The sequence below is a fragment of the Streptomyces sp. CB01373 genome, from assembly GCF_002803075.1.
In the GTDB taxonomy this organism is placed as follows: Bacteria; Actinomycetota; Actinomycetes; order Streptomycetales; family Streptomycetaceae; genus Streptomyces.
In genome coordinates this window covers 276,737-300,855 of the sequence record NZ_NNBK01000002.1, presented here as the reverse complement: position 1 = coordinate 300,855, position 24,119 = coordinate 276,737, and the positions used below count along the sequence as shown (strand labels likewise).

The following is a 24,119-nucleotide window of genomic DNA, read 5'->3' as shown; positions in this document are numbered from 1 at the left end:
ATGTCGAAGATCAAGCCCAGCAAGGGTGCCCCGTACGCGCGCATCCTCGGTGTGGGCGGCTACCGGCCCACACGCGTGGTGCCCAACGAGGTGATCCTCGAGACGATCGACTCGTCCGACGAGTGGATCCGCTCGCGCTCGGGCATCGAGACCCGGCACTGGGCGTCGCCCGAGGAGACGGTCGCGGTGATGTCGATCGAGGCCTCCGGCAAGGCGATCGCGGACGCCGGGATCGACGCCTCGCAGATCGGCGCCGTGGTCGTCTCGACGGTCTCGCACTTCAGCCAGACCCCGGCCATCGCCACCGAGATCGCGGACAAGCTGGGCACGGACAAGGCGGCCGCCTTCGACATCTCGGCGGGCTGCGCCGGCTTCGGCTACGGCCTCACCCTGGCCAAGGGCCTGGTCGTCGAGGGCTCGGCGGAGTACGTGCTGGTCATCGGCGTGGAGCGGCTCTCCGACCTGACCGACCTGGAGGACCGGGCCACGGCCTTCCTGTTCGGTGACGGCGCAGGCGCGGTCGTGGTCGGCCCCTCGCAGGAGCCCGCGATCGGCCCGACCGTGTGGGGCTCGGAGGGCGACAAGGCCGAGACCATCAAGCAGACCGTCCCGTGGGACCGCTTCCGGATCGGCGACGTCTCCGAACTCCCTGTCGACAGCGAGGGCAACGTCAAGTTCCCCGCGATCACGCAGGAGGGCCAGGCGGTCTTCCGCTGGGCCGTGTTCGAGATGGCGAAGGTCGCCCAGCAGGCGCTGGACGCGGCCGGGATCACCCCGGACGAACTGGACGTCTTCATCCCGCACCAGGCCAACGTGCGGATCATCGACTCGATGGTGAAGACGCTCAAGCTGCCGGAGCACGTCACGGTCGCCCGTGACATCCGCACCACCGGCAACACCTCGGCCGCCTCGATCCCGCTCGCGATGGAGCGGCTCCTGGCGACCGGCGAGGCGAAGAGCGGCGACACCGCGCTCGTCATCGGCTTCGGGGCGGGTCTCGTGTACGCCGCGACGGTCGTTACCCTCCCCTAGGCACTCCGTGCCGGATCATGCTTCCGGTGCGGGACCGCACACCCCTGCCGCTGACGCGGTGGGCGCCACACCCTCTGGAAATCTACGAAGGAGCGCCGACATGGCCGCCACTCAGGAAGAGATCGTCGCCGGTCTCGCGGAGATCGTGAACGAGATCGCCGGGATCCCGGTCGAGGACGTCCAGCTGGACAAGTCCTTCACCGACGACCTGGACGTCGACTCGCTGTCCATGGTCGAGGTCGTCGTCGCCGCCGAAGAGCGTTTCGACGTCAAGATCCCCGACGAGGACGTCAAGAACCTCAAGACGGTCGGCGACGCGACCGACTACATCCTCAAGCACCAGGGCTGATCGACCGATCACAGCCTTGGGCTGACTGCCCCGCCACCCGGCGGTGGCGCCGTACGAATCCTCGTTCCGTTGGAGAAAGAATTCCCGTGAGCTCGACCAATCGCACCGTGGTCGTCACCGGTATCGGCGCAACCACACCGCTGGGTGGCGACGTAGCTTCCACCTGGGAGGGCCTGGTCGCCGGCAAGTCCGGTGTGAAGCCCCTGACCCAGGAGTGGGCGGCCGACCAGGCCGTCCGTATCGCGGCCCCGGTGGCCGTGGAGCCGACCGAGGTCATCCCGCGGCCGCAGGCGCGCCGGCTGGACCGCTCCGCGCAGTTCGCGCTGATCGCGGCCCAGGAGGCCTGGAAGGACGCCGGTTTCACCGGCAAGGCCGGTGAGGACGGTTCCGTCGACCCGGACCGGCTCGGCACGGTCGTCGCCTCCGGCATCGGCGGTGTCACCACCCTGCTGGACCAGTACGACGTGCTGAAGGAGAAGGGCGTCCGCCGCGTCTCCCCGCACACCGTCCCGATGCTGATGCCGAACGGCCCGTCGGCCAACGTGGGCCTGCTCGTGGGCGCCCGCGCGGGTGTGCACACGCCGGTCTCCGCGTGTGCGTCCGGCGCCGAGGCCATCGGCTACGCCATCGAGATGATCCGCACCGGCCGGGCCGACGTCGTCGTCGCCGGCGGTACGGAGGCGGCGATCCACCCGCTGCCCATCGCCGCGTTCGGCAACATGATGGCGATGTCGAAGAACAACGAGGACCCCGAGGGCGCCTCGCGCCCCTACGACGTCGACCGGGACGGCTTCGTCCTCGGTGAGGGCGCGGGTGTGCTCGTCCTGGAGTCCGCCGAGCACGCCGCCAAGCGCGGTGCCCGCGTCTACGCGGAGGCGGTCGGCCAGGGCATCTCCGCCGACTCCCACGACATCGTCCAGCCGGAGCCGGAGGGCCGGGGCATCTCGCACGCCCTGCAGCACCTGCTCGAGAACACCGACCTGGACCCGGCGGAGATCGTGCACGTCAACGCGCACGCCACCTCGACGCCTGCGGGTGACGTCGCGGAGCTGAAGGCGCTGCGCAAGGTCTTCGGCGACGACGCCGACCACATGGCGGTCTCCGCGACCAAGTCGATGACCGGTCACCTGCTCGGTGGCGCGGGCGGCGTGGAGTCGGTGGCGACGGTGCTGGCGCTGTACCACCGGGTGGCTCCGCCGACCATCAACGTCGAGAACCTCGACCCCGAGGCCGAGGCGAACGCGGACGTGGTCCGCGGGGAGGCGCGCAAGCTGCCCGCCGAGGGCCGTATCGCCGCGCTGAACGACTCGTTCGGCTTCGGCGGGCACAACGTCGTGCTGGCGTTCCGGTCGGTCTGAGACCCCGGCAGCGGATGTCAGAAGGGCCCCCACCGACCGGTGGGGGCCCTTCTGTTGTGCGAGCGGTCGTCAGACCACCTGGTGCAGCCAGCGCACGGGGGCGCCTTCACCCGCGTAGCGGAACGGCTCCAGCTCGTCGTCCCAGGGCTTGCCCAGGAGCTTGGCGAGTTCGGCCTCCAGGTCGGTCTCGCCGCGCTGGGAGCGCAGCAGGGCGGCGCGCAGCCGGTCCTCGGGGATGAGGATGTCGCCGTGGATGCCGGTGACGGCGTGGAAGATGCCGAGGCCGGGGGTGCAGCTGTAGCGCTCGCCCTCGGCGGTGGGGCAGGGCTCGGCGGTGACCTCGAAGCGGAGCAGCTGCCAGCCGCGCAGCGCGGAGGCGAGCTTGGATGCGGTGCCGGGCTGGCCCTGCCAGGAGAACTCCGAGCGCCAGGTGCCGGGAGCGGCGGGCTGCCGGATCCAGTCCAGGCTGACGCGCGTACCGAGCACCCCGGCGACGGCCCACTCGACGTGCGGGCACAGCGCGCGCGGCGCGGAGTGCACGTACAGAACTCCACGTGTCGTCACCGGGACCTCCGGGCAGAGCGGGACATGGTGCGGGCGGGCGGACAGCGGTGGCGTGTGAGGCCACGTTGATGGCGAGGCTACCGTGCGACGGGGCAAGGAGTGTGACGTACCGTCGGTCCCGGTGCCAGGAAACGCCCTCCATTCACCCAGGGGGACGCTTGTACGGGTGCGCGCAGCCCACTCGAGTGGGGGCGGGAACCCTCGCGCGTTCTCATGGGGGGGAGCACTTCACGACGACCGAGGGGATCACGGCATGCGGAAAAGACGTCACCGTACCCGGGCCGCCCGCGCCGTCGTGGCGGCGGCCGTACTGGCCACCGCGGGCTGCAACGCCGCCGGTCTCGGCGCGGGGGCCGGGGCCTCCCGCCCGTCCGCGGCACCGCCCGTCTGGAACACGAGCCCGGCCTCGATCGCCGCGGTCGGCGACTCCATCACCCGCGGCTTCGACACCTGCCTGGTGCTGACGGACTGCCCGGAGGCGTCCTGGGCGACGGGCAGCGACGCGTCGGTCAACAGCCTGGCGGTGCGGCTGCTCGGGGCGACCGGGGCGGCCCGGAGCAGCTGGAACTTCGCGGTGACCGGGTCCCGGATGTCCGATCTGCACAGCCAGATGGCGCAGGCCGTGAAGAAGAAGCCGCAGCTGGTGACGGTGATGGCCGGAGCCAACGACGCCTGCCGCGACTCCCTGGACTCGATGACGCCGGTGGCGGTCTTCCGGACCGAGTTCGAGGTCGCGATGGACACACTGCGTCAGGCCCTGCCCAAGACACAGGTGTACGTCTCCAGCGTGCCGGACCTGAAGCGGCTGTGGTCCGAGGGCCGTACGAACGCGCTGGGCAAGCAGATCTGGAAGCTCGGCATCTGCCCGTCCATGCTGGGCGACGCCGACGCGCTGGACGCGGCGGCCACCAAGCGGCGCGACACGGTGCAGGCCCGGGTGCGGGCGTACAACGGGGTGCTGAAGGAGGTCTGCGCGAAGGACAGCCGCTGCCGCTTCGACAACAACGCCGTCTTCGACTACCGCTTCGGCACCGACCAGCTCAGCCACTGGGACTGGTTCCACCCGAGCCGCGACGGCCAGGCGCGGATCGCCGAGATCGCCTATCGGACCGTCACCGCGAAGACACCCTGACGCTGCCCCTGAACAGCCCCCCGGACGGCCCTTGAAGCGCCCCTGAAGGCCCCCGGACGACAGGACTTAGGGTTTCCCCATGAGTGAACTCTTCGGCACGCTGGCCGACGGCACCGAGGTGCACCGCTGGACGCTGGAGCGGGCCGGGGTGCGGGTACGGGTGCTGTCGTACGGCGGGATCGTGCAGTCGGTCGAGGTGCCGGACCGGGACGGGCACACGGCGGACGTGGTGCTGGGCTTTCCCGGCCTCGACGGCTACCTGGCCCACCCCGAGCCGTTCCTCGGCGCGCTGATCGGGCGGTACGCCAACCGGATCGCCGGGGGCCGCTTCCCGCTGGACGGGCGGACGTACGCGCTGGAGCAGAACGAGGGCGGCAACTCGCTGCACGGCGGGGACGGCGGCTTCGACAAGCGGATGTGGGAGGTGGAGCCGGTCGAGCACGGGGTGCGGCTCAGCCGGGTCAGCCCGCACGGCGAGGAGGGCTTCCCGGGCCGCCTGGAGGTCTCGGTGACGTACACCCTGGACATGGCGGGCGCCCTGCACATCGCCTACGAGGCGGTCTCGGACGCGCCGACCGTCGTCAACCTCACCAGCCACTCGTACTGGAACCTCGGCGGCCGCGGCGACACGGGCGGCCATGAACTGCGGCTCGCCGCCTCCCGGTACACCCCGGTGGACGCGGAGCTGATCCCGACCGGCGCCCTCGACGAGGTGGCGGGCACCCGCTTCGACTTCCGGCAGCCGCGCAAGGCGGGCTCCGGATACGACCACAACCTGGTCCTCGACAAGGGCGTCACCAGCGAGCCGGTGGAGGTCGCCGAGCTGCACGATCCGGCGTCCGGCCGGGTCCTGACGGTGGCGACGACCGAGCCGGGCCTCCAGCTCTACACCGGCGACCACCTTTCCGCCCCCTTCGCCCCCGGCGACGGGATCGCCCTGGAGACCCAGCACTTCCCGGACTCCCCCAACCGCCCCGGCTTCCCGAGCACCGAGCTGCGGCCGGGCGAGGTCTTCCGCTCCCGGACGGTGTACGGCTTCTCGGCGCGCTGAACGCGCCGGCCCCGGCCCGGGGGTCAGGTCCCGGGCCGGGGCTGCCGGTGGGCGGACTCGGCCCGGACCAGACGTTAGCCGCCGGGAGGAGAAGGGGGCAGGTCATCGGGCACGGGCCCGCGATCTCGTACGAACCCTTCACAATCACCGGCGGCTTCGCCGCTGTGCCACTGCCCCCGGGTCAGGCGGGTGCCGGAGACTCCGACGGAGGGGGCGTCCGCGGTGCCGGAACGACCGCGTCGCCGGTCTCCTCGTCCAGCAGCTCACGGGCGAGCAGGGTGGCGCCCGCGACCGCGCCCGGCATGAGGAACACCGCCACGAACGGCACCAGGAAGGCCAGGCCGAGCGGGGCGCCGAAGCCCCAGACCAGCAGCTTGCGGGAGCGCAGCAGGGCCAGCCGGCCGCCGAGTCCGACACCCCGGCGCTGTAGGGCGACGGCGGTGAGCTCCTCGGTCAGGAAGAAGCCGGTGACGAAGACGCCGAGCACCGGCACGACCGTCTGCCCGACGAACGGCAGGAAGCCCAGCGCGAAGAGCAGCACGCCCCACAGCGCGGCCCGTACGACGATCCGCAGGCTGTCACGGGCCGAGAGCCACAGCTCGCGCCAGAACGGCAGGCCGGACCCGGGTGCCGTGCCGTCGGGCGACACGTCCCGGTCCACCTGCTCGGACAGGCTCTCGTAGAAGGGCTGGCCGATCAGGAGGGTGACCGCCGTGAAGGTGACCACGGCGAGGAGCAGTCCCAGGGCGAACAGCACGGCGGTGAGCAGGCCGCGGAAGAGACCGGACCACGGGCCCGGCCAGTCGTCGGCGAAGGGGGTGGCCCACGTGACCGCGTCGTCGCCCCACAGCGCGAGCGCGGTGAGAGCCGCCGCGTACAGCACGAGGGTGATCAGACCGGGGAGCAGTCCGAAGCGGTACGACTGCCCGTGCCGGGCCATCCAGCGCTGGCCTTTGAGGAGATGGGCGAAACCGGCCCCGAGGTCACGCATGGGAAGACTGTAGGCGGGGCCCGCGCCCGCTCACCCTCCGGGTGCGCGGGCGCGGGCGACCGAGCCGTACGGCTCAGCCCAGTGTCACGGTGATGTCGCCTCGGGTCGCCTTCGAGTAGGGGCAGACCTGGTGGGCCTTCTCCAACAGGCTCTTCGCCGTGGCGGCGTCGACGTTCGGGATGTCCGCGGAGATCTCCACGATGATCCCGAACCCGTCCTCGTTCTTGCCGATGCCGACCTTCGCGGTGACGGTGGAGCCGGAGATGTCGGCGCCCTCCTGGCGGGCGACGACGCCGAGGGCGCCCTGGAAGCAGGCGCTGTAGCCGGCGGCGAACAGCTGCTCGGGGTTGGTGCCGGCGCCGCTGCCGCCCATCTCCTTGGGCGGGTTGACGACGACGTCGAGCTTGCCGTCGTCGGTGGCGACACGGCCGTCGCGGCCGTTCTCGGCGGTGGCGACGGCGGTGTACAGAACGTCGGAGTGCTGGATGGCCATGGGGTTGCGTTCCTTCCTACGTCCGCCGCGACTCGCGCCCACGGTCGCACCTGGCGGTTTCAGGTTCCGGAATGAAGTTACCGCATGTCGGAACTTCGGGGAACGGCTGCCAGAGCGCGGTCACAGCTTGACGATCATCTTCCCGGTGTTGTCTCCGCGCAGCACGCCGAGGAAGGCCTCCAGGGTGTGCTCGACGCCCTCGACGACGGTCTCGCGGTACTTCAGCTCGCCCGAGCGCACCCAGGCGCCGACCTCCCGCACGAACTCGGGCTGGAGGTCGTAGTGGTCGCCGACGAGGAAGCCCTGGATACGGCCGCGGGTCTGGATCAGCCGGGCGAGGTTCCTCGGGCCAGGGGCGGGCTCGGTGTTGTTGTACCCCGAGATCATGCCGCAGACGGCGATGCGTCCGCCCAGGTTGAGGGAGCCGATGGCGGCCTCCAGATGCTCGCCGCCGACGTTGTCGAAGTAGACGTCGACACCGTCCGGGGCGGCGGCCTTCAACTGCTCGGCCACCGGGCCGTTCCTGTAGTTGAAGGCGGCGTCGAAGCCGTACTCCTCGGTCAGCAGCCGGACCTTCTCGTCGGAGCCCGCGGAGCCGATCACCCGCGACGCGCCCTTGAGCCTGGCGATCTGCCCGGCCTGGCCGCCGACCGCGCCGGCCGCGCCGGAGACGAAGACGGCGTCGCCCTCCTTGAAGGAGGCGATGCGCAGCAGACCGGCGTAGGCGGTCAGCCCCGTCATGCCCAGCACGCCGAGGTACGCCGGCAGGGGTGCGGCTGCGGGGTCGACCTTGACGGCGCCGCGGGCGTTGACGGCGGCGTACTCGCGCCAGCCGCCGAAGTGCAGGACGTGGTCGCCGACCGCGATCCCCTCGGCCTCGGAGGCGACGACCTCGCCGACGGCGCCGCCCTGCATGGGCCTGCCGAGTTCGTACGGCTCGGCGTACGACTTGGCCGCGTTCATTCTTCCCCGCATATAGGGGTCGACGGAGAGGTACTCGTTGCGCACGAGGACCTGGCCCTCGCCCGGCTGCGGGACCTCGGCCTCGACCAGGGCGAAGTCTTCCGGTTTCGGCCAGCCGACCGGGCGGCTGAGCAGGTGCCATTCTCGGTTGATCACGACAGGCGCCTTTCAGTTACTTCAGTTACTGAAACAACCATGCACCTGAATATTTCATCAAGTCAAGTACGCCGGTACCCTGGTCGCATGGCCGCCGCACCGAACACCCGCCGCCCCGACGCGCTGACCCTGGAGGTCGTCGAGCTGATCGGGGACGTCGTGGCCCGCTTCTACGAGGACTACGAGGAGGCGGCCGGTGAGCACGCGCTGACCGGGGCGCAGGCGCGGCTGCTGAGTCTGCTGTCGCTGGAGCCGCTGCCGATGCGGAGGCTGGCGCAGAAGCTGAAGTGCGAGCCGTCGAACGTCACCGGGATCGTGGACCGGCTGGAGACACGGGGACTGGTGGAGCGGCGGCCGGATCCGGGCGACCGGCGCGTGAAGCTGGCGGCGGCGACGGAGGAGGGGCGGCGCGTGGCCCGCGAACTGCGGGAAGGGCTGCGCTTCGCCCGGGAGCCACTGGCGAGCCTCTCCGAGGAAGAACGGCTGGCACTGCGTGACCTGCTGCGGCGGATGACGAACGAGGGGGAGCCGGGCTGACGAGCCCGGGCGACGAACTCGACTGAGGGGCTCGGGCCGAGGGGCTCGGACCCCGCGGCTCGGGCTGAGCGGTCCGACTGAGGGGGCTCGCGTCGAGGGGCTCAGGCCCCCGGGACCCGGGCTGAGCGGTTCGGCTGACGGGCTCGGCCGACGAACTCGGCTGAGCGGTCCGGCTGAGGGGCTCGCCTCGAGGGGCTCAGGCCCCCGGGACCCGGGCTGACCGGTTCGGCCGAGAAGCTCACGCCGAGGGGCTCGGGCTGAGCGGTTCGGCTGACGGGCTCGGCCGACGAACTCGGCTGAGCGGTCCGGCTGAGGGGCTCGCGTCGAGGGGCTCAGGCCCCCGGGACCCGGGCTGACCGGTTCGGCCGAAAAGCTCACGCCGAGGGGCTCGGGCTGAGCGGTTCGGCTGACGGGCTCGGCCGACGAACTCGGCTGAGCGGTCCGGCTGAGGGGCTCGCGTCGAGGGGCTCAGGCCCCCGGGACCCGGGCTGAGCGGTTCGGCCGAAAAGCTCGCGCCGAGGGGCTCGGGTTGAGCAGCTCGGCCGAAAAGCTCGCGCCGAGGGGCTCGGGTTGAGCAGCTCGACTGAACGGCTCGGGTCGAGGGGCTCGGACTGAGCGGTCCGGCTGAGGGGCTCGCATCGAGGGGATCGCGTCGAGGGGCTCAGGTCCCCGGGACCCGGGCTGAGCGGTTCGGCCGAAGGGCTCGGGCCGAAGGGCTCCGCCCTGGCCGGCGGGCCGAAGGGCTCGGGCCGAAGGGCTCGGGGCGACGAGTTCCACTGAGGGCCGGTTGAACGGCGCGGCTCGGCTGAGCGCGGCCGCCGCCATGGGGGCGCGCGGCCCGGCGCCGGTAGTGCGGCGGCTACGGGTGCGCCAATCACCCGTGGTCGCCGCCCTGTTCAGCGTCGAGCCGCCGTGCGCCCTCAGGCCCGCGCATCGCGCCCTACGTGCACCACCACAGGAAGCGGTCGCAGGTGTGGGTCGGGGTGGGTGTGGGGTCCGGCTGAGGGGGCGGCGGGGCGGGATCACTTGCCGGGGGGTCCGCGGGCTGGGGCGCCTCCGGGGTCGCGGAGTCCGGTGCGCCCGGCCGGTCCGCGCTCCGGCCCGTGTCGCTCTGCGCCGGCGCCTCGGCCGACTGCCTGGGGCTGCTCGTGTCGCTCGCGTCCGGTTCCGGTTTGTCGTCCTTCGCGGAGGCGGAGGGAGAGGCCGACTTCGAGGCGTCCGGCGTGGCCGTGTCCGTGGCGGTCCCCGGCGCGTCGCCAGCCGGCCCGGCCGTCCCGCCGGCGTCCGAGGGGGACGCGTCGTCCTCGGACACGTCGTCGCCGACCGCGGCCGGCTCCTGGCTGGACAAGCCCGGCAGGCCCGGCGCGTCGACGCCGAGTTCGGCCAGGCTCAGACCGCCGCCCGCCAGGACGAAGCCGACGACTGTCAGCAGGATGCGGCGGCGGCGCCTGCGGTGGACCGCCGCCTTGCGGTCCCGCCGGCTCGCGCTCCCGCCCCCCGCACTCTCCGCGTCCTCGGTGTCGTCCTCGTCAGCCTCGACGTCCTCGGCGCCCTCGGCCGCTCCGCCCCGGCCGCGCGAGCGGCGCCGACCGGACCGCCCCTCGGGCTCGGCATGGCCGTCGTCACCGTCGTCACCGTCACCCCCGTCGGCCCGATCGCGCTCCTCGTCGGGGTGGAACTCCCCGCTCTCCTGCGGGACTTGGGTGGCAGTGGGTTCCGCACTCACCCCGGGGTCCTCCGCGTTCGCGGGAGGTGACTCCACTGGGGTGCCGCACCCCGGGCAGGCGAGGGCGCCGTTCAGGTGCCGTCGGCACGGGTGGCAGTAGTTCATGACGCGGGAAGACTAAGTTCCGGATGGGCGCGGTTCCTAGCCACCCCTGTGAAGGTTCTGTGCGGGATCGAAAAAGTGACCGACAGGCCCGCCAAAACCGTTATCTGTCGGACCCATTGACACCCTCACCACCCCATCCCTACTGTCGCGCCAGCATTTCGAACGTCTGACGAAATCTCGAACACCGACGACAACCACGACAACGACGACAACGATGTCGAGCAGCCGAGGGGCGGGCACCGTGCGCATCACCGGAATCAGCACCCATGTGGTCGGGACGCCATGGCGCAACCTGACCTACGTCCAGGTGCACACCGACGAGGGCATCACCGGGGTCGGCGAGACCCGGATGCTGGGCCACACCGACGCTCTGATCGGCTACTTGAGGGAGGCCGAGGCCAACCACATCCTCGGCTCGGACCCGTTCGCCGCCGAGGACCTCGTCCGCCGTATGAAGTACGGCGACTTCGGCCGCGCGGGTGAGATCGTGATGTCCGGCATCGCGGTCGTGGAGATGGCCTGCTGGGACATCAAGGGCAAGGCGCTCGGCGTCCCCGTGTGGCAGCTGCTCGGCGGCAAGGTCACCGACCGGGTGAAGGCGTACGCCAACGGCTGGTACACCACCGAGCGCACCCCGGAGGCGTACCACAAGGCCGCGCAGGGGGTCGTGGAGCGCGGTTACCGGGCGCTCAAGATCGACCCCTTCGGCACCGGGCACTTCGAACTCGACCACGAGGGGACCCTGTACGCCGTCTCGCTCATCGAGGCCGTACGGGACGCCATCGGCCCCGGCACCGAGCTGATGCTGGAGATGCACGGCCGCTTCTCCCCCGCCACCGCCGTCCGGCTGGCCAGGGAGATGGCGCCCTTCGCCCCGGCCTGGCTGGAGGAGCCGGTGCCGCCGGAGAACCTGAAGGCGCTGCGGAAGGTCGCTGCCAAGGTCGACATCCCGGTCGCCACCGGCGAGCGCATCCACGACCGGATCGAGTTCCGCGAGCTCTTCGACGACCAGTCCGCCGACATCATCCAGCCGGACGTCGGCCACATCGGCGGCATCTGGGAGACCCGGAAGCTGGCCGCGACCGCCGAGACGCACTACATGCTCGTCGCCCCGCACAACGTCGGCGGGTCCGTACTCACCGCCGCCTCGCTCCAAGTGGGCTTCACCACACCGAATTTCAAGGTCCTGGAGCACTTCAACGACTTCGCCGACGCGGAGATCAAGAAGGTGGTCAGGGGCGCGCCCCGGGTGGACCCGGAGGACGGCTGCTTCCACCTCTCCGACGCGCCCGGTCTCGGCGTCGAGCTGGATGTCGACGCCGCGGCCGAATTCCCCCAGCAGCAGGCCCGGTTCGACCTGTGGGCCGAGGGCTGGGAGCAGCGCAGGCCGAAGGGGACGAAGTGAGCACCGAGGTCGTCGTCGAGGCCCCGGGCACGCACCGGATCGCCGGGCACACGCCGCGCGACCCGGGACCGGGCGAGGCGCTGGTCGCCGTGCACGCCGTGGGGATCTGCGGCAGCGACCGCGAGGTGTACCAGGGCAACCGGCCCGACGGGTACGTGCGTTACCCGCTGACGCCGGGCCACGAGTGGTCCGGGACGGTCCGGCGGGTGGGCGCCGGGGTGCCCGGCCCTCTCGTGGGCCGCAAGGTGGTCGGCGAGGGTTTCCGCAACTGCCAGGTGTGCGACCACTGTCACGCGGGCGAGACGACCCTGTGCACGGCGGGGTACGAGGAGACCGGCTTCACCCGGCCCGGCGCGATGGCCACCACGCTGACGCTGCCGGCCCGGCTGCTGCACGTGCTGCCCGAGGACGCCGACCTCACCGCCGCCGCGCTGCTGGAGCCGGCCGCCTGTGTCGCGGCGGCCGCGCTGAAGGCGGACGCCCGGCCGGGCGAGCGGGTCGCCGTGGTCGGCACCGGCACGCTCGGGATGTTCGCCGTGCAGTTCCTCAAGGCGCTCTCCCCGGCCGAGCTGCTGGTCGTCGGCACGCGCGACGACCGCGAGGCCCTGGCCCGGCGGTTCGGCGCCACCGGCTTCTCCACCAAGGACCGGCGGCTGCCCGGCGGCTTCGACGTGGTGATCGAGACGGCCGGGTCGGCGGACGCGGCGCGTACCGCCGCCGGGCTGCTCAGACGCGGTGGGCGGCTGGTCCTGACGGGCATCCCGGCACCGGGCGCCGAGGGACTGGACCCGACCGACCTCGTCGTACGGCAGCTGGAGGTGCACACCGTCTTCGGGGCGCCGCCGCACGCCTGGGCGCACACAGTGCGGATGTTCGCGGCCGGGCTGCTCGATCCGCTCCCGCTCGTCACCCACGAGCTCCCGCTCGCCGAGTTCTCGCACGCCATCGACCTGGTGGGGGCGGGCGATCCGAAGGTGGGCAAGGTGCTGCTCCGCCCGTGACCCGAGTGCCGCTCACGGCGCGATCCGAGGACGCCGCGAGCGGCACACCGGGCCCGGGTCACCGCCGGCCCCGTGCACGGCCCGCCATACCCGGAGCCACGAACCTTGTCCGAGACACCGAACACGAAGGACAGCCTGTGACCGACGCTTCCGCCACGGCCGCCCGCAGACCCGCTGAGCAGACGCTCACCGCACTGGGCCTCGGCGCCCCCGCCCTCGACCCCGCCGACACCTCGCCGCACGCCTTCCCCGGCGGCGGCCGCTGGCGCACGGAGATCCCCTCGTGCGAGGGCCCGGAGGCGCTGGCGGTGGTCCTCGACGAGGCCGCACGGCTCGATGTGCCGATCCACCGGATCAGCCAGGGCAGCGGCGTGTGGATGCTGACCGACGCCGAGATCGGCGAGATGGTCGACGCGAGTACCGCGCACGGCGTCGAACTGTGCCTGTTCACCGGCCCGCGCGGCACCTGGGACACCGGGGGCTCGGTGCGCTCCGACTCGCGCGGGGCGGGGCTGCGGGCCCGCGGCCACGACGCGGTCGCCGGGTGCGTCGAGGACGCCGTCCGGGCCACGGAGCTGGGCGTGCGCTGTCTGCTGGTCGCCGACGAGGGGGTGCTGTGGACGCTGCACCGGGCGCGTACGACGGGCCTGATCCCGGCCGACACCACCCTGAAGGTGTCCGCGCTGATCGGCCCCGTGAACCCGGCGTCGTACGCCGTCTTCGAGCGTCTGGGCGCCGACTCCGTGAACGTGCCCAGCGATCTGACGCTCGATCACCTCACCGAGATCCGGCGGGTGTCGGGCGCCCCCATGGACATGTACATCGAGGCGCCCGACGACCTCGGCGGCTATGTCCGGATGTACGAGGTCGCCGAGCTGATCCGGCGCGGCGCACCGCTCTACCTGAAGTTCGGCCTGTCCAAGGCGCCCGGCATCTACCCGTACGGACACCACCTGCGGGAGCTCACCCTGGCCACGGCCCGGGAACGGGTGCGGCGCGGCCGGCTCGCCCTGGACCTGCTCGCCCGCCACGGCGCCGCCGGTGACATGGCGCCACTCGGCTCCCGGCTCCCGGGCCCGCTCCACCGCTTCCCCACCGGCGCCTGACGAACGCCGCGAGCACCTCCCCACGCCCCACACCGACCAGACGGACAAGGACTGATCACCATGCGCAACCGCAGAGCCGCCCTCGCCGCCACGGCCGCAGCCGCGTCCCTCGCCCTGACCCTGTCCGCCTGCGGGCAGAACAGCGAGGGCGGCAGCAAGGAGAAGCCGGGCAGCACCAAGGGCGCCACCATCGGCATCGCGATGCCGACGAAGTCCTCCGAGCGGTGGATCTCCGACGGCGACAACGTCGTCAAGGATCTCCAGGCCAAGGGCTACCGGACCAAGCTGGTCTTCGGCGAGGACAACCCCGACACCCAGGTCTCGCAGATCGAGAACCTGATCACCCAGGGCGTCAAGGGCCTGATCGTCGCCGCCATCGACAACAAGTCGCTGAACAACGTCCTGCAGGAGGCGGCCGACGCCGGCATCCCGGTCATCGCCTACGACCGGCTGATCCTCGGCACGGAGCACGTCGACTACTACGCCTCCTTCGACAACGAGAAGGTCGGCCGGCTCCAGGCCGGCTACATCGTCGACAAGCTCGGCCTCAAGGACGGCAAGGGCCCGTTCAACATCGAGCTGTTCGCCGGCTCCAACGACGACAACAACACCAAGTACTTCTTCAACGGCGCGATGAGCGTCCTGAAGCCTTACCTGGACAGCGGCAAGCTGAAGGTGAGGTCCGGCCAGACGCAGCTCACCAAGGTCACCACCCTGCGCTGGGACGGCGCGACCGCGCAGCGGCGCATGGACGACATCCTCACCTCCTCCTACAAGAGCGGCCGGGTCGACGCGGTGCTCTCGCCCTACGACGGCATCTCGATCGGCATCCTGTCGGCGCTGAAGTCGGACGGCTACGGCTCGGGGAGCAAGCCGCTGCCCGTCGTCACCGGTCAGGACGCCGAGCTGGCCTCGGTCAAGTCGATCATCGCGGGCGAGCAGACGCAGACCGTCTACAAGGACACCCGCAAGCTCGCCGAGATCGCCTCGGCGATGGTCGACGACTCACTGAAGGGCAAGAAGCCGCAGGTCAATGACGACAAGACGTATGACAACGGCTCGAAGGTGGTGCCCGCCTACCTGCTGCAACCGGTGAGCGTCGACAAGAGCAACTACGAGGAGGTCCTGGTCAAGGGCGGCTACTACAGCGACGCCGAGCTGAACAAGTAGCCGGGGAAGCGACCGCCGCATCCACCGACCCCAACCGACTGGAAGGCACGACCATGGCGGGACCCGTCCTGGAAATGCGCTCGATCGGCAAGACCTTTCCCGGTGTCAAAGCGCTGTCGGACGTCACGCTGACGGTTCGCCAGGGCGAGGTGCACGCCATCTGCGGGGAGAACGGCGCCGGCAAGTCCACCCTGATGAAGGTGCTCTCCGGCGTCCATCCGCACGGGAGTTACGAGGGCGAGATCCTCTTCGAGCAGGAGGTGTGCCGTTTCAAGGACATCCGGGCCAGCGAACGGCGCGGCATCGTCATCATCCACCAGGAGCTGACGCTGGTGCCGTACCTGTCCATCGCGGAGAACATCTTCCTCGGCAACGAACACGCCACGCGCGGGTTCATCAACTGGAACGACACCCTCCGGCACGCCACCGCGCTGCTGCGCCGCGTCGGTCTCGACGAGCACCCCGAGACCCGGGTCGCCGACATCGGCGTCGGCAAGCAGCAGCTGGTGGAGATCGCCAAGGCGCTGTCGAAGTCCGTGAAGCTGCTCATCCTGGACGAGCCGACGGCGGCCCTGAACGACGAGGACAGCGGCAAACTCCTGCGACTGATCCTTGAGTTGAAGGAGCAGGGCATCACCTCGATCATCATCTCCCACAAGCTCAACGAGATTCGCCAGGTCGCCGACTCGGTGACGATCCTGCGCGACGGCCACACCATCGAGACCCTGGATGTGAAGGCGGCCGGCACCACCGAGGAGCGGATCATCGCGGGCATGGTCGGCCGCGACCTCGACCACCGCTTCCCCGAACGCACCCCGCACCAGCCCCAGGAGGGCGCGGCCCCGGCCCTGGAGATCCGGGGCTGGACCGTGTTCCATCCGATCGACCGGCAGCGCCGGGTCGTCGACGACGTGTCGGTCCGGGTGCGGCGCGGCGAGATCGTCGGCATCGCGGGCCTGATGGGCGCCGGCCGTACCGAACTGGCGATGAGCGTCTTCGGCCGCGCCTACGGCCGGTACGCGGCCGGCACGGTCCTCAAGGACGGCCGGGAGATCCGCACCAGGACCGTCGCGGAGGCGGTCGGGCACGGCATCGCCTACGTCACCGAGGACCGCAAGCACTACGGCCTGAACCTCATGGACACCGTCCACCGGAACATCTCGCTGACCGCGCTGCGCAAGGTGGCCCGGCGGGGTGTGGTGGACGAGCACGAGGAGCAGCGGGTCGCCGAGGCGTTCCGCACGTCCATGAACATCAAGGCGCCGACCGTCTTCGAGCCGGTGGGCAGACTGTCCGGCGGCAACCAGCAGAAGGTCGTCCTCAGCAAGTGGATCTTCGCCGGTCCGGAGGTGCTGATCCTGGACGAGCCCACGCGCGGCATCGACGTGGGCGCCAAGTACGAGATCTACACGGTCATCAACCAGTTGGCCGCCCAGGGCAAGGCGGTCGTCTTCATCTCCTCCGAACTGCCGGAACTGCTCGGCATGTGCGACCGCATCTACACGATGGCCGCGGGGCGGCTGACCGGTGAGGTGCCGCGGGCGGAGGCCACCCAGGAAGTGCTGATGCGCCACATGACGAAGAACACGAAGGACGAAGAGGTGACGCGATGAGCACGGACGTGACCGCGCAACCCCCGGCCCCCGCACCACCGGACCGCGGCGCGGCGGCCACCGGCCGCGGTCTGCTGGGGCTGGTGCTGAACGGCCTGCGCCGCAACATGCGGCAGTACGGCATGCTGATCGCGCTCGGGCTGATCGTCGTCCTGTTCGAGATCTGGACCGGAGGGGACCTGCTGCTGCCGCGCAACGTCTCCAACCTGGTGCTCCAGAACAGCTACATCCTGATCCTGGCCATCGGCATGATGATGGTGATCATCGCGGGACACATCGACCTGTCGGTCGGCTCGCTGACCGCGTTCGTCGGCGCGGTGGCGGCGGCCCTGACGGTCAGCCACCAGGTGCCGTGGCCCGTCGCGGTGGGCCTGTGCCTGCTGGTGGGGGCGGCCGCGGGCTCGCTGCAAGGGTTCATGATCGCGTATCTGGGCATACCGTCGTTCATCGTCACCCTCGCCGGGATGCTGCTCTTCCGCGGGCTGACGGAGATCCTGCTCAAGGGCCAGACCCTCGGCCCGTTCCCGGGCGGGCTGCAGAAGATGGGCAACGGGTTCCTGCCCGAGGTCGGGCCGAGCACCAACTACCACAACCTCACCCTGCTCCTCGGCCTCGTCCTGATCGCCTCCGTGGTGTGGCAGGAGGTGCGCGACCGGCGCCGGCAGCAGGAGTTCTCCCTCGACGTGCTGCCCGCGCGGCTGTTCGCGCTCAAGCTCGTCGCCCTCGTCGCCGCCGTCCTGGTCGTCACGCTGCTGCTCGCCAGCTACAAGGGCGCGCCGATCGTGCTGATCGTCCTAGGCGTGCTGGTGGTCGGCTACGGCTATGTGATGCGCAACGCCGTCTTCGGCCGCCACATCTACGCCATCGGTGGCAACCTGCCCGCCGCGAAGCTGTCCGGCGTCAAGGACAGGAGGGTCACCTTCCAGGTGTTCCTGAACATGGGCGTGCTCGCGGCCCTGGCGGGACTGGTGGTGGCCGCCCGCCTGAACGCGGCCTCTCCGAAGGCCGGCGTGAACTACGAACTGGAGGCCATCGCCTCGTCGTTCATCGGTGGCGCGTCCATGAGCGGCGGCGTCGGAACCGTGCTCGGCGCGATCATCGGCGGGCTCGTCCTCGGCGTGCTGAACAACGGCATGAACCTGCTCAGCGTCGGCACCGACTGGCAGCAGGTCATCAAGGGGCTGGCGCTGCTGGCCGCGGTCGGGTTCGACGTGTGGAACAAGCGCAGGTCCGGTTCGTAGGCCGGCTCGCGCCGTACCCGAGCGGGGCCCACGGCTACCCGGAAACCACACTTCTCACACATGAGTTGAACAACGCCGCCTCCGTCTCCGTATCCATGAACGGCCCGCGCTCCCCCGCGCGGGCCACCCCAGAACGACGGACCCGGCCGCCCCCACCGGGCCCGCCCCATATGGAGGTTCCATGGCCGACAACGTCACCTCGCTGTTCCGCAGCACCTCGGCGCACAGTCCGTCGATGGCGGCGCTGACGCGGGAGGGCGGCGACGGGGCCGGGCCGGTGGACTTCTGCATTCCGTGCAACCCCTACTTCCCCACGCCCGACATGTTCCAGGACATGGCGACACGGCTGCGCGAGATCGTCACGTACTACCCGTCCAGCGCCGACACGATCACGGCCGAGCTGTGCAACCTGCTCCAACTGCCGCCGCAGTGCGTGGCGATGGGCAACGGCTCGACCGAACTGATCACCTGGATCGACCACCTGCTGGTGCGCGAGTCCCTGGCCGTCCCCGTCCCCACCTTCGGCCGCTGGACCGATCAGCCCATGGAGACCGGCAAGCGGGTCGACATGTTCCCGCTCCAGGAGTCCAGCGGCTTCGCCCTGGACCTGGCGCAGTACACCGAGTTCATCCGGGCGCGGGGGACCAGGGTCGCCGTCGTCTGCAACCCCAACAACCCCGACGGCGGCTTCGTGCCCAAGCACGCCATGGTGCAGTTCATGGACTCCCTGGCCGACCTGGACCTGGTGGTGATCGACGAGTCGTTCCTGGAGTTCGCCGACGCCGAGGCCGAGCCGAGCGTGGTGCAGGAGGCCATGCTGCGCCCGAACGTGGTCGTGCTGCGCAGCCTGGGCAAGAACTTCGGCCTGCACGGGATCCGCTTCGGATACCTGGTCGCCAACCCGGCGCTGGCGGGCAAGATCCGCTCGATGCTGCCGAAGTGGAACCTCAACTCCTTCGCCGAGCACGTGGTGTTCATGCTCAAGGAGCACGGCACGGAGTACCGGCAGAGCCTTCAGCAGGTGCGCCGCGACCGGATGGAGATGGCCGCCCATCTCTCGGCGCTGCCCGGTCTGACGGTCTACCCGTCCCAGGGCAACTTCCTCTTCGTGCGCCTTCCCGTGGGCGCCGAGGGCACCGTGGTACGGGACCGGCTGCTCACCGAGCACCGGATCCTGGTCCGCGAGTGCGGCAACAAGATCGGCTCCTCCAGCCGCTTCCTGCGGCTCGTGGTGCGCCCCGAGGTGGACGTGCGTCGTCTCGTGTCCGCCTTGGAACAGGTGCTCTACGGCAGCAGGAAGGGAGCCGCCGTACCCGAGTTGGGGACAGGGACCAACTACAGCTCGGGTATGGCGGCGGTGGACCGGCTGGTCAGCGAGACCAACGGAGGCGGCATGCGAATACCGGCCGCCGTGACCGCCGCCATGGCGGGCCCCGCCCCGGCGCTGGCCGCCCCGGGAATGGCCGTCGCCCCGGGAATGGCCGCCCCGGCCCCCGGCATGGCGATGCCGCTCCCCGCCACGGCGTCGGCGGCCCCGGCCCCGCAGCCGCCCGTCCCCGCCGCGCCCCTGCCGCCGGTCCCCGCACCGGCCCCGATGCAGCCCCTGGCACCGCCGGCGCAGCAGGCCCCGCCCCCCGTCCCTGGGCCCACCCCGCCGGGCGTCCCGGCCCGCGGTGGCCTCACCGCCGCCCAGGTGCGCGGCATGACCGCCCCGCCCCCCGAGGGCCCCGGCCTCACCCCGGCCCCGGCAGCCGGCTGGCCCAGCCCCCAGAACTGGCCCAACGCGGCAGGCATGAACCAGGCCGGATGACAGCCGGGGCCGGGAACGGCATCCCCCGGCCCCGGCCACCGCACCCTGACCTGCCGGACACCCCGGCCCGCGGTGGGCCTCCGCGGCCCCTGACCCCGGCCACCGGGGTGCCCACTCCCCAGAACTGGCCCACCGCAGCGGGCAAGAACCAGGCCGGATGACAGCCGGGGCCGGGAACGGCATCCCCCGGCCACCGCACCCGCCGGACATCCCAGCGCGCGGTGGCCTCGGCGGCCCCCGCCCCCGGCCACCGGCCGACCCACCCCCCAGAACCGGCCCAACGCGGGAGGCACGAACCAGGCCGGATGACGACCGGGCCGGGAACGACGTCCCCCGACCCGGCCACCGCACCCGGACCCGCACCCGCCGGGCATCCCGGCTCGCGGTCGCCTCCGCGACCCTGACCCCAGCCACCGGCCGACCCACCCCCCAGAACCGGCCCAACGCGGGAGGCACGAACCAGGCCGGATGACGACCGACCCGGCCACCGCACCCGGACCCGCACCCGCACCCGCACCCGCCGGGCATCCCGGCTCGCGGTCGCCTCCGCGACCCTGACCCCGGCCACCGGCCGACCCACCCCCCAGAACCGGCCCAACGCGGGAGGCACGAACCAGGCCGCCAAGCGGCAGAGCCGGGGAGGGGCGGCGCCTCCGCGGCCCCCGGCCCACCCACCGCACCCGGGCCCACCGGAAGTCCCCGCACGCGACCGCCTCACCGCCCCGCCTCCCGACAGTCCGGCCTCACTCCAGCCCTGGCCACCGGCCGGCCCACCGCAGCAGACATGAGCCATGCCGCCAAGCGGCGCAGCCGGGGCGGCGCCTCCGCGGCCCCGGCCCAGCCACCGCACCCGGACCCGCCGGGAGTCCCCGCACGCGGCCGCCTCACCGCCCCGCCTCGCGGCGGCCCCGGCCACCGGCCGGGCCGGGGACGGCGCCCCGCAGCCCCGGACCGGCCCCGCTCCGGGTCCGTAGCCCGCCGGGTGTCCCCTCTCCCTGCGGTCCCGGTCGCTCGGCTGGTCCGGCCCAAGAACTGGCCGAGCGCGACGCGGCTGAACCGGGGGCGGCGGCTCCGGCTCGACTTGGCCGGTCGGTTCCGGGGTGCCCCCGCGGCCGCGCCAAGTCGTGTGCGCGTGCGTGGGGCGGGTGGGTTCCGTGGAGAATGACGGGATCCGCGCCCGTAAGATCGCCCCCGGAGGCACACCCTTGGCGCTCAGCAGACGTTCATTCAGCGCCCTCGCGAGCACCGCCGCGCTCGGACTGGCTCTGGGCGGCAGCGGCGGCCCGGGAGCGCCGTCGGCCTTCGCCGCGCGCTCCGTGCCCACGGGCCCGCCACCGCCCCCGCCGAGCGCCGACGGACGGCGGCACAGCGTCGGTTTCGACTCCTACTCGCTGCTGGTCGACGGCCGGCGGCTGGTGCTGTGGTCGGGCGAGATGCACCCCTTCCGGCTGCCGAGCCCGGCCCTGTGGCGGGACGTGCTCCAGAAGATGCGCGCGTACGGCTTCAACGCCGTCAGCGTCTACGTGGCCTGGAACTACCACTCCCCCGCCCCGGGACGGTACGACTTCACCGGGGTGCGGGACCTGGACCTGTTCCTGCGCATGGCCGCCGAGACCGGCCTCTACGTCATCCTGCGCCCCGGCCCCTACATCAACGCCGAGGTCGACGGCGGCGGCTTCCCCGGCTGGCTGACCGCCACCGAGGGCACCGCGCGGACCGCCGACCCGACGTACCTGAAGCACGTCGACGAGTGGCTGGGCCACGTCGACGCCATCGCCGCCCGGCACCTGTTCACCCGGGGCAGGGGCACCGTCCTGCTCTACCAGATCGAGAACGAGTACGACGCCCACGTGGACGAGCCGACCGGGCGCGCCTACATGTCCCACCTGTACAAGAAGGTGCGCGCCGACGGCATCGACGTGCCCCTCTTCCACAACGACAAGGGCAGGAACGGCCACTGGACCCCCGGCTCGTTCGACACCGGCGGTGAGAAGCGGGGATGGCTGTACGGGTTCGACGGGTACCCCTCGCCGTCCCAGACCCCGCCCGACTGGGGGTACTTCGGGAGCGGCGGGAAGACCGGCGGGGCGAGCGCCAGTCCCCGTACGCCCGGGTTCATGCCCGAGTCCGGCGGCGGCTGGTTCGATCCGTGGGGCGGTGCCTGGTCCAAGGGCAAGGGGTACGCGGAGTCGCGGCGCACCCGGGACGCGGCGTACGAGCGGCGCTTCTACCTGACCCACCTCGCCAACGGCATCACCGTCCACAACGTGTACATGGCCTTCGGCGGCACCTCCTGGGGCTGGCTGCCCGCGCCGGTCGTCTACACGTCGTACGACTACGGGGCGGCCCTGGACGAGGGCCGCCTGCCCACCGAGAAGCTGGTGCCGATGCACCAGATCGGGCACATGCTCCAGCGCGTTCCCGACTTCGCCCGGCTGGACCGCGCGGCCGACGTGAAGGTGCGCGGGCTGACGACGTACCACCTGAAGAACCCGGACACCGGCGCCCACGTCTACGTCCTGCGCAACGACGGCGGCCAGGAGGTCTCCTCGACGCTGCGCGCGGCCGGCGCCGACCTGCCGGTGACCGTGCCGGCCCGGGACGCCCGGCTGATGGTCACCGGGCTGACGCTGGGGCAGCGGAAGGTGCGGTACTCCACCGCGCAGCCGATGCTGTTCCTCAACGCGGGACGGCAGGACGTCGCCGTGTTCTGCGGGCCGCAGGGCGAAATGGCGCGCGTGGTCCTGGAGGCCGCCGAGGAGCCGCTGGTGACCCGGATGAGCCAGCAGGCCGCGTACGCCTACGACCGGGGTCTGCTGCGGCTGACCGTCCCGCTCGGCGCCGGCGGGCTGATCGGCGTCCGGGTGGAGGGCGACGGGAACGGCCGCCCGCTGCTGCTGCTGTTCGCCGACGAGGCGACCTCGACGCGCCTGTGGCCGTACGACACCCCGTCGGGTTCCCTGCTGGTCCACGGCCCCGCGCTGCTGCGCACCGCCACCGTGCGCGGTTCCACGGTGCACCTCACCGGTGACACCGTCGGGGAGACCGGTCTGGAGATGTGGGGGCCGCGCGGCATCGACGGCGTGACGTGGAACGGCCGCGCGGTGCCGGTGTCGGCCACCGGCTCGGAGAGCGTGCGGGCGGCCGCCCCGCTGCCGGGCGTGCCCGAGGTGGCGCTGCCCGCGCTCGGCGGCTGGCGGATGCGCGCCGAGAACCCCGAGTCCGGGCCGGGCTTCGACGACTCGGCGTGGAAGGCCGCCGACCGGACGTCCTCGTACAGCACGACTCCCGTGCCGAAGGGGCAGCCGGTGCTGTTCGCCGACGACTACGGCTTCCACTACGGGGACGTCTGGTACCGCGGCACGTTCACGGACGCCACCGGCATCGAATCGGTCTCCCTCTCCTACGCCGCCGGCACGCAGGGGCTGCTGATGGCCTGGCTGGACGGTGAGCCGCTGGGCACCCACCGGCTGCCGGTGCCCGACAACAGCACGATCCGGCAGGGCAGTTGGTCGGACACGGCGGTCTTTCCGGTGCGCGAGGCGCAGCGCGGGCCCGGCCGGCACGTGCTGTCGGTCCTGGTGCGGCGGATGCAGCACGACCAGGACGGCTCCGCGCGCGACACGCACAAGGCGGCGCGAGGTCTGACGGCGGTCGCCTTCAAGGGGGGCGCGCCGAAGGTGCGGTGGCGGATCCAGGGCGAGACCGCGCCGGACCCGGTGCGCGGGCCGCTGAACAACGGCGGGCTGTACGGGGAGCGGGAGGGCTGGCATCTGCCGGGCTTCGCGGACCGCGACTGGGAGCCGGTCGCGTTCCCGCGCGCGGCGCGGCGGCAGGGGGTGACCTGGTACCGGACCACGTTCCGGCTGGCCGTGGAGCAGGGCGTGGACGCCTCGATCGGGCTCACCCTGGACGACGACCGGTACCGCTCCTACCGCGCGCAGATCTTCCTCAACGGCTGGAACATGGGCCAGTACATCAACGATGTGGGTCCGCAGCACACGTTCATCCTGCCGAACGGGATCCTGCGCACGCGGGGCACCAACACCCTTGCTCTGGCGGTGCTGTCGGAGTTCACCACACTGTCGGGTCCGGGGCAGGTGCGGCTGACGCTGCTGGGCGCGGCGGCCGGCGGGGTGCCGGTGACGCCGCTGCCCTCGCCGGGGCGGTGACCGGACGGGTTCCCACCCCGTCCCCGGCGGGTGCGCGTCGCGCGGACGGCGGCGGTCGTTTCCGGTCGCACGACGGTCGTCGGATCGCATGACGCGGGCAACTCCGGCCGCGTAGGCTCGGACGGCCCCCGTGACGGGGGCCGG

At 71.9% G+C, this 24,119-nt stretch carries 19 protein-coding genes; 14 read left to right on the top strand and 5 right to left on the bottom strand.

The window, feature by feature from the left end:
• The 3 genes from CG719_RS03620 (at position 1) to fabF (ending at position 2,739) form a co-directional block, all read left to right on the top strand.
• On the top strand, positions 1-1,032 hold the full coding sequence (locus CG719_RS03620) for a ketoacyl-ACP synthase III (RefSeq protein WP_100566985.1): 1,032 nt from the start codon (positions 1-3) through the stop codon (positions 1,030-1,032).
• Between the two features lie 100 nt (positions 1,033-1,132).
• Positions 1,133-1,381 carry an acyl carrier protein gene (locus CG719_RS03615; RefSeq protein ID WP_003989952.1) on the top strand — a complete coding sequence of 83 codons (249 nt, stop codon included), beginning with the start codon at positions 1,133-1,135 and terminating at the stop codon, positions 1,379-1,381.
• 86 nt (positions 1,382-1,467) lie between these two features.
• Positions 1,468-2,739: a beta-ketoacyl-ACP synthase II gene (gene fabF, locus CG719_RS03610; RefSeq protein ID WP_100566984.1), complete on the top strand. Its 1,272-nt coding sequence runs from the start codon at positions 1,468-1,470 to the stop codon at positions 2,737-2,739.
• Positions 2,740-2,808: 69 nt separating this feature from the next.
• On the opposite strand, the gene CG719_RS03605 is transcribed toward fabF, so the two are convergent.
• Positions 2,809-3,303 (bottom strand): DUF3145 domain-containing protein, encoded by a 495-nt coding sequence (locus CG719_RS03605; RefSeq protein ID WP_100566983.1) that lies wholly within the window; start codon positions 3,301-3,303, stop codon positions 2,809-2,811.
• 253 nt (positions 3,304-3,556) lie between these two features.
• Here CG719_RS03605 and CG719_RS03600 point away from each other — a divergent pair, with 253 nt between their 5' ends.
• Positions 3,557-4,435, top strand: a complete 879-nt coding sequence (locus CG719_RS03600) for an SGNH/GDSL hydrolase family protein (protein WP_100566982.1) — start codon at positions 3,557-3,559, stop codon at positions 4,433-4,435.
• 79 nt (positions 4,436-4,514) lie between these two features.
• A complete protein-coding gene (locus CG719_RS03595) occupies positions 4,515-5,486 on the top strand; it encodes an aldose epimerase family protein (RefSeq protein WP_100566981.1) in 972 nt (323 codons plus the stop codon).
• 181 nt (positions 5,487-5,667) lie between these two features.
• On the opposite strand, the gene CG719_RS03590 is transcribed toward CG719_RS03595, so the two are convergent.
• The 3 genes from CG719_RS03590 to CG719_RS03580 form a co-directional block, all read right to left on the bottom strand.
• On the bottom strand, positions 5,668-6,477 hold the full coding sequence (locus CG719_RS03590) for an EI24 domain-containing protein (RefSeq protein ID WP_100566980.1): 810 nt from the start codon (positions 6,475-6,477) through the stop codon (positions 5,668-5,670).
• Positions 6,478-6,550: 73 nt separating this feature from the next.
• Positions 6,551-6,970, bottom strand: coding sequence for an organic hydroperoxide resistance protein (locus CG719_RS03585; protein WP_100566979.1), 420 nt, complete (start codon positions 6,968-6,970; stop codon positions 6,551-6,553).
• Positions 6,971-7,090: 120 nt separating this feature from the next.
• Positions 7,091-8,089 carry an NADP-dependent oxidoreductase gene (locus CG719_RS03580; protein ID WP_100566978.1) on the bottom strand — a complete coding sequence of 333 codons (999 nt, stop codon included), beginning with the start codon at positions 8,087-8,089 and terminating at the stop codon, positions 7,091-7,093.
• An 87-nt stretch (positions 8,090-8,176) separates the two neighbouring features.
• On the opposite strand from CG719_RS03580, the gene CG719_RS03575 reads away from it, so the two are divergent.
• The gene (locus CG719_RS03575; protein WP_100566977.1) at positions 8,177-8,626 is read left to right on the top strand and encodes a MarR family winged helix-turn-helix transcriptional regulator; all 450 of its coding nucleotides are present in this window, start codon (positions 8,177-8,179) and stop codon (positions 8,624-8,626) included.
• Between the two features lie 940 nt (positions 8,627-9,566).
• Here the strand turns inward: CG719_RS03575 and CG719_RS03570 are convergent.
• Entirely contained in the window at positions 9,567-10,457 is an 891-nt protein-coding gene (locus tag CG719_RS03570; RefSeq protein WP_442802704.1) for an SCO2400 family protein, read from the bottom strand.
• Between the two features lie 241 nt (positions 10,458-10,698).
• Here CG719_RS03570 and CG719_RS03565 point away from each other — a divergent pair, with 241 nt between their 5' ends.
• The 8 genes from CG719_RS03565 (at position 10,699) to CG719_RS03530 (ending at position 23,975) form a co-directional block, all read left to right on the top strand.
• Positions 10,699-11,862 carry a mandelate racemase/muconate lactonizing enzyme family protein gene (locus tag CG719_RS03565; RefSeq protein WP_100567190.1) on the top strand — a complete coding sequence of 388 codons (1,164 nt, stop codon included), beginning with the start codon at positions 10,699-10,701 and terminating at the stop codon, positions 11,860-11,862.
• Positions 11,859-12,863 carry a zinc-dependent alcohol dehydrogenase gene (locus CG719_RS03560; RefSeq protein WP_100566975.1) on the top strand — a complete coding sequence of 335 codons (1,005 nt, stop codon included), beginning with the start codon at positions 11,859-11,861 and terminating at the stop codon, positions 12,861-12,863. The genes CG719_RS03565 and CG719_RS03560 overlap by 4 nt, the downstream gene beginning before the upstream one ends.
• A gap of 137 nt (positions 12,864-13,000) precedes the next feature.
• Positions 13,001-13,969 carry a hypothetical protein gene (locus CG719_RS03555; protein ID WP_100566974.1) on the top strand — a complete coding sequence of 323 codons (969 nt, stop codon included), beginning with the start codon at positions 13,001-13,003 and terminating at the stop codon, positions 13,967-13,969.
• 60 nt (positions 13,970-14,029) lie between these two features.
• Positions 14,030-15,139, top strand: coding sequence for a multiple monosaccharide ABC transporter substrate-binding protein (gene chvE / locus CG719_RS03550; RefSeq protein ID WP_100566973.1), 1,110 nt, complete (start codon positions 14,030-14,032; stop codon positions 15,137-15,139).
• 53 nt (positions 15,140-15,192) lie between these two features.
• On the top strand, positions 15,193-16,752 hold the full coding sequence (gene mmsA, locus CG719_RS03545; RefSeq protein WP_100566972.1) for a multiple monosaccharide ABC transporter ATP-binding protein: 1,560 nt from the start codon (positions 15,193-15,195) through the stop codon (positions 16,750-16,752).
• Positions 16,749-17,993, top strand: a complete 1,245-nt coding sequence (mmsB, locus tag CG719_RS03540) for a multiple monosaccharide ABC transporter permease (protein ID WP_100566971.1) — start codon at positions 16,749-16,751, stop codon at positions 17,991-17,993. Before mmsA ends, mmsB begins: the two co-directional genes overlap by 4 nt.
• A gap of 181 nt (positions 17,994-18,174) precedes the next feature.
• Positions 18,175-19,803, top strand: coding sequence for a pyridoxal phosphate-dependent aminotransferase (locus tag CG719_RS03535; protein ID WP_100566970.1), 1,629 nt, complete (start codon positions 18,175-18,177; stop codon positions 19,801-19,803).
• Between the two features lie 1,205 nt (positions 19,804-21,008).
• Entirely contained in the window at positions 21,009-23,975 is a 2,967-nt protein-coding gene (locus tag CG719_RS03530; protein ID WP_100566969.1) for a beta-galactosidase, read from the top strand.
• Positions 23,976-24,119: the final 144 nt, after the last annotated feature.

Bases quoted from the DNA above. Each gene is read 5' to 3' on its own strand.
- CG719_RS03620 (WP_100566985.1), top strand. From the start codon at position 1: ATGTCGAAGATCAAGCCCAGCAAGGGTGCCCCGTACGCGCGCATCCTC.
- CG719_RS03615 (WP_003989952.1), top strand. From the start codon at position 1,133: ATGGCCGCCACTCAGGAAGAGATCGTCGCCGGTCTCGCGGAGATCGTG.
- CG719_RS03600 (WP_100566982.1), top strand. From the start codon at position 3,557: ATGCGGAAAAGACGTCACCGTACCCGGGCCGCCCGCGCCGTCGTGGCG.
- CG719_RS03595 (WP_100566981.1), top strand. From the start codon at position 4,515: ATGAGTGAACTCTTCGGCACGCTGGCCGACGGCACCGAGGTGCACCGC.
- CG719_RS03590 (WP_100566980.1), bottom strand. From the start codon at position 6,477: ATGCGTGACCTCGGGGCCGGTTTCGCCCATCTCCTCAAAGGCCAGCGC.
- CG719_RS03585 (WP_100566979.1), bottom strand. From the start codon at position 6,970: ATGGCCATCCAGCACTCCGACGTTCTGTACACCGCCGTCGCCACCGCC.
- CG719_RS03575 (WP_100566977.1), top strand. From the start codon at position 8,177: ATGGCCGCCGCACCGAACACCCGCCGCCCCGACGCGCTGACCCTGGAG.
- CG719_RS03570 (WP_442802704.1), bottom strand. From the start codon at position 10,457: ATGAACTACTGCCACCCGTGCCGACGGCACCTGAACGGCGCCCTCGCC.
- chvE (WP_100566973.1), top strand. From the start codon at position 14,030: ATGCGCAACCGCAGAGCCGCCCTCGCCGCCACGGCCGCAGCCGCGTCC.
- mmsA (WP_100566972.1), top strand. From the start codon at position 15,193: ATGGCGGGACCCGTCCTGGAAATGCGCTCGATCGGCAAGACCTTTCCC.
- mmsB (WP_100566971.1), top strand. From the start codon at position 16,749: ATGAGCACGGACGTGACCGCGCAACCCCCGGCCCCCGCACCACCGGAC.
- CG719_RS03535 (WP_100566970.1), top strand. From the start codon at position 18,175: ATGGCCGACAACGTCACCTCGCTGTTCCGCAGCACCTCGGCGCACAGT.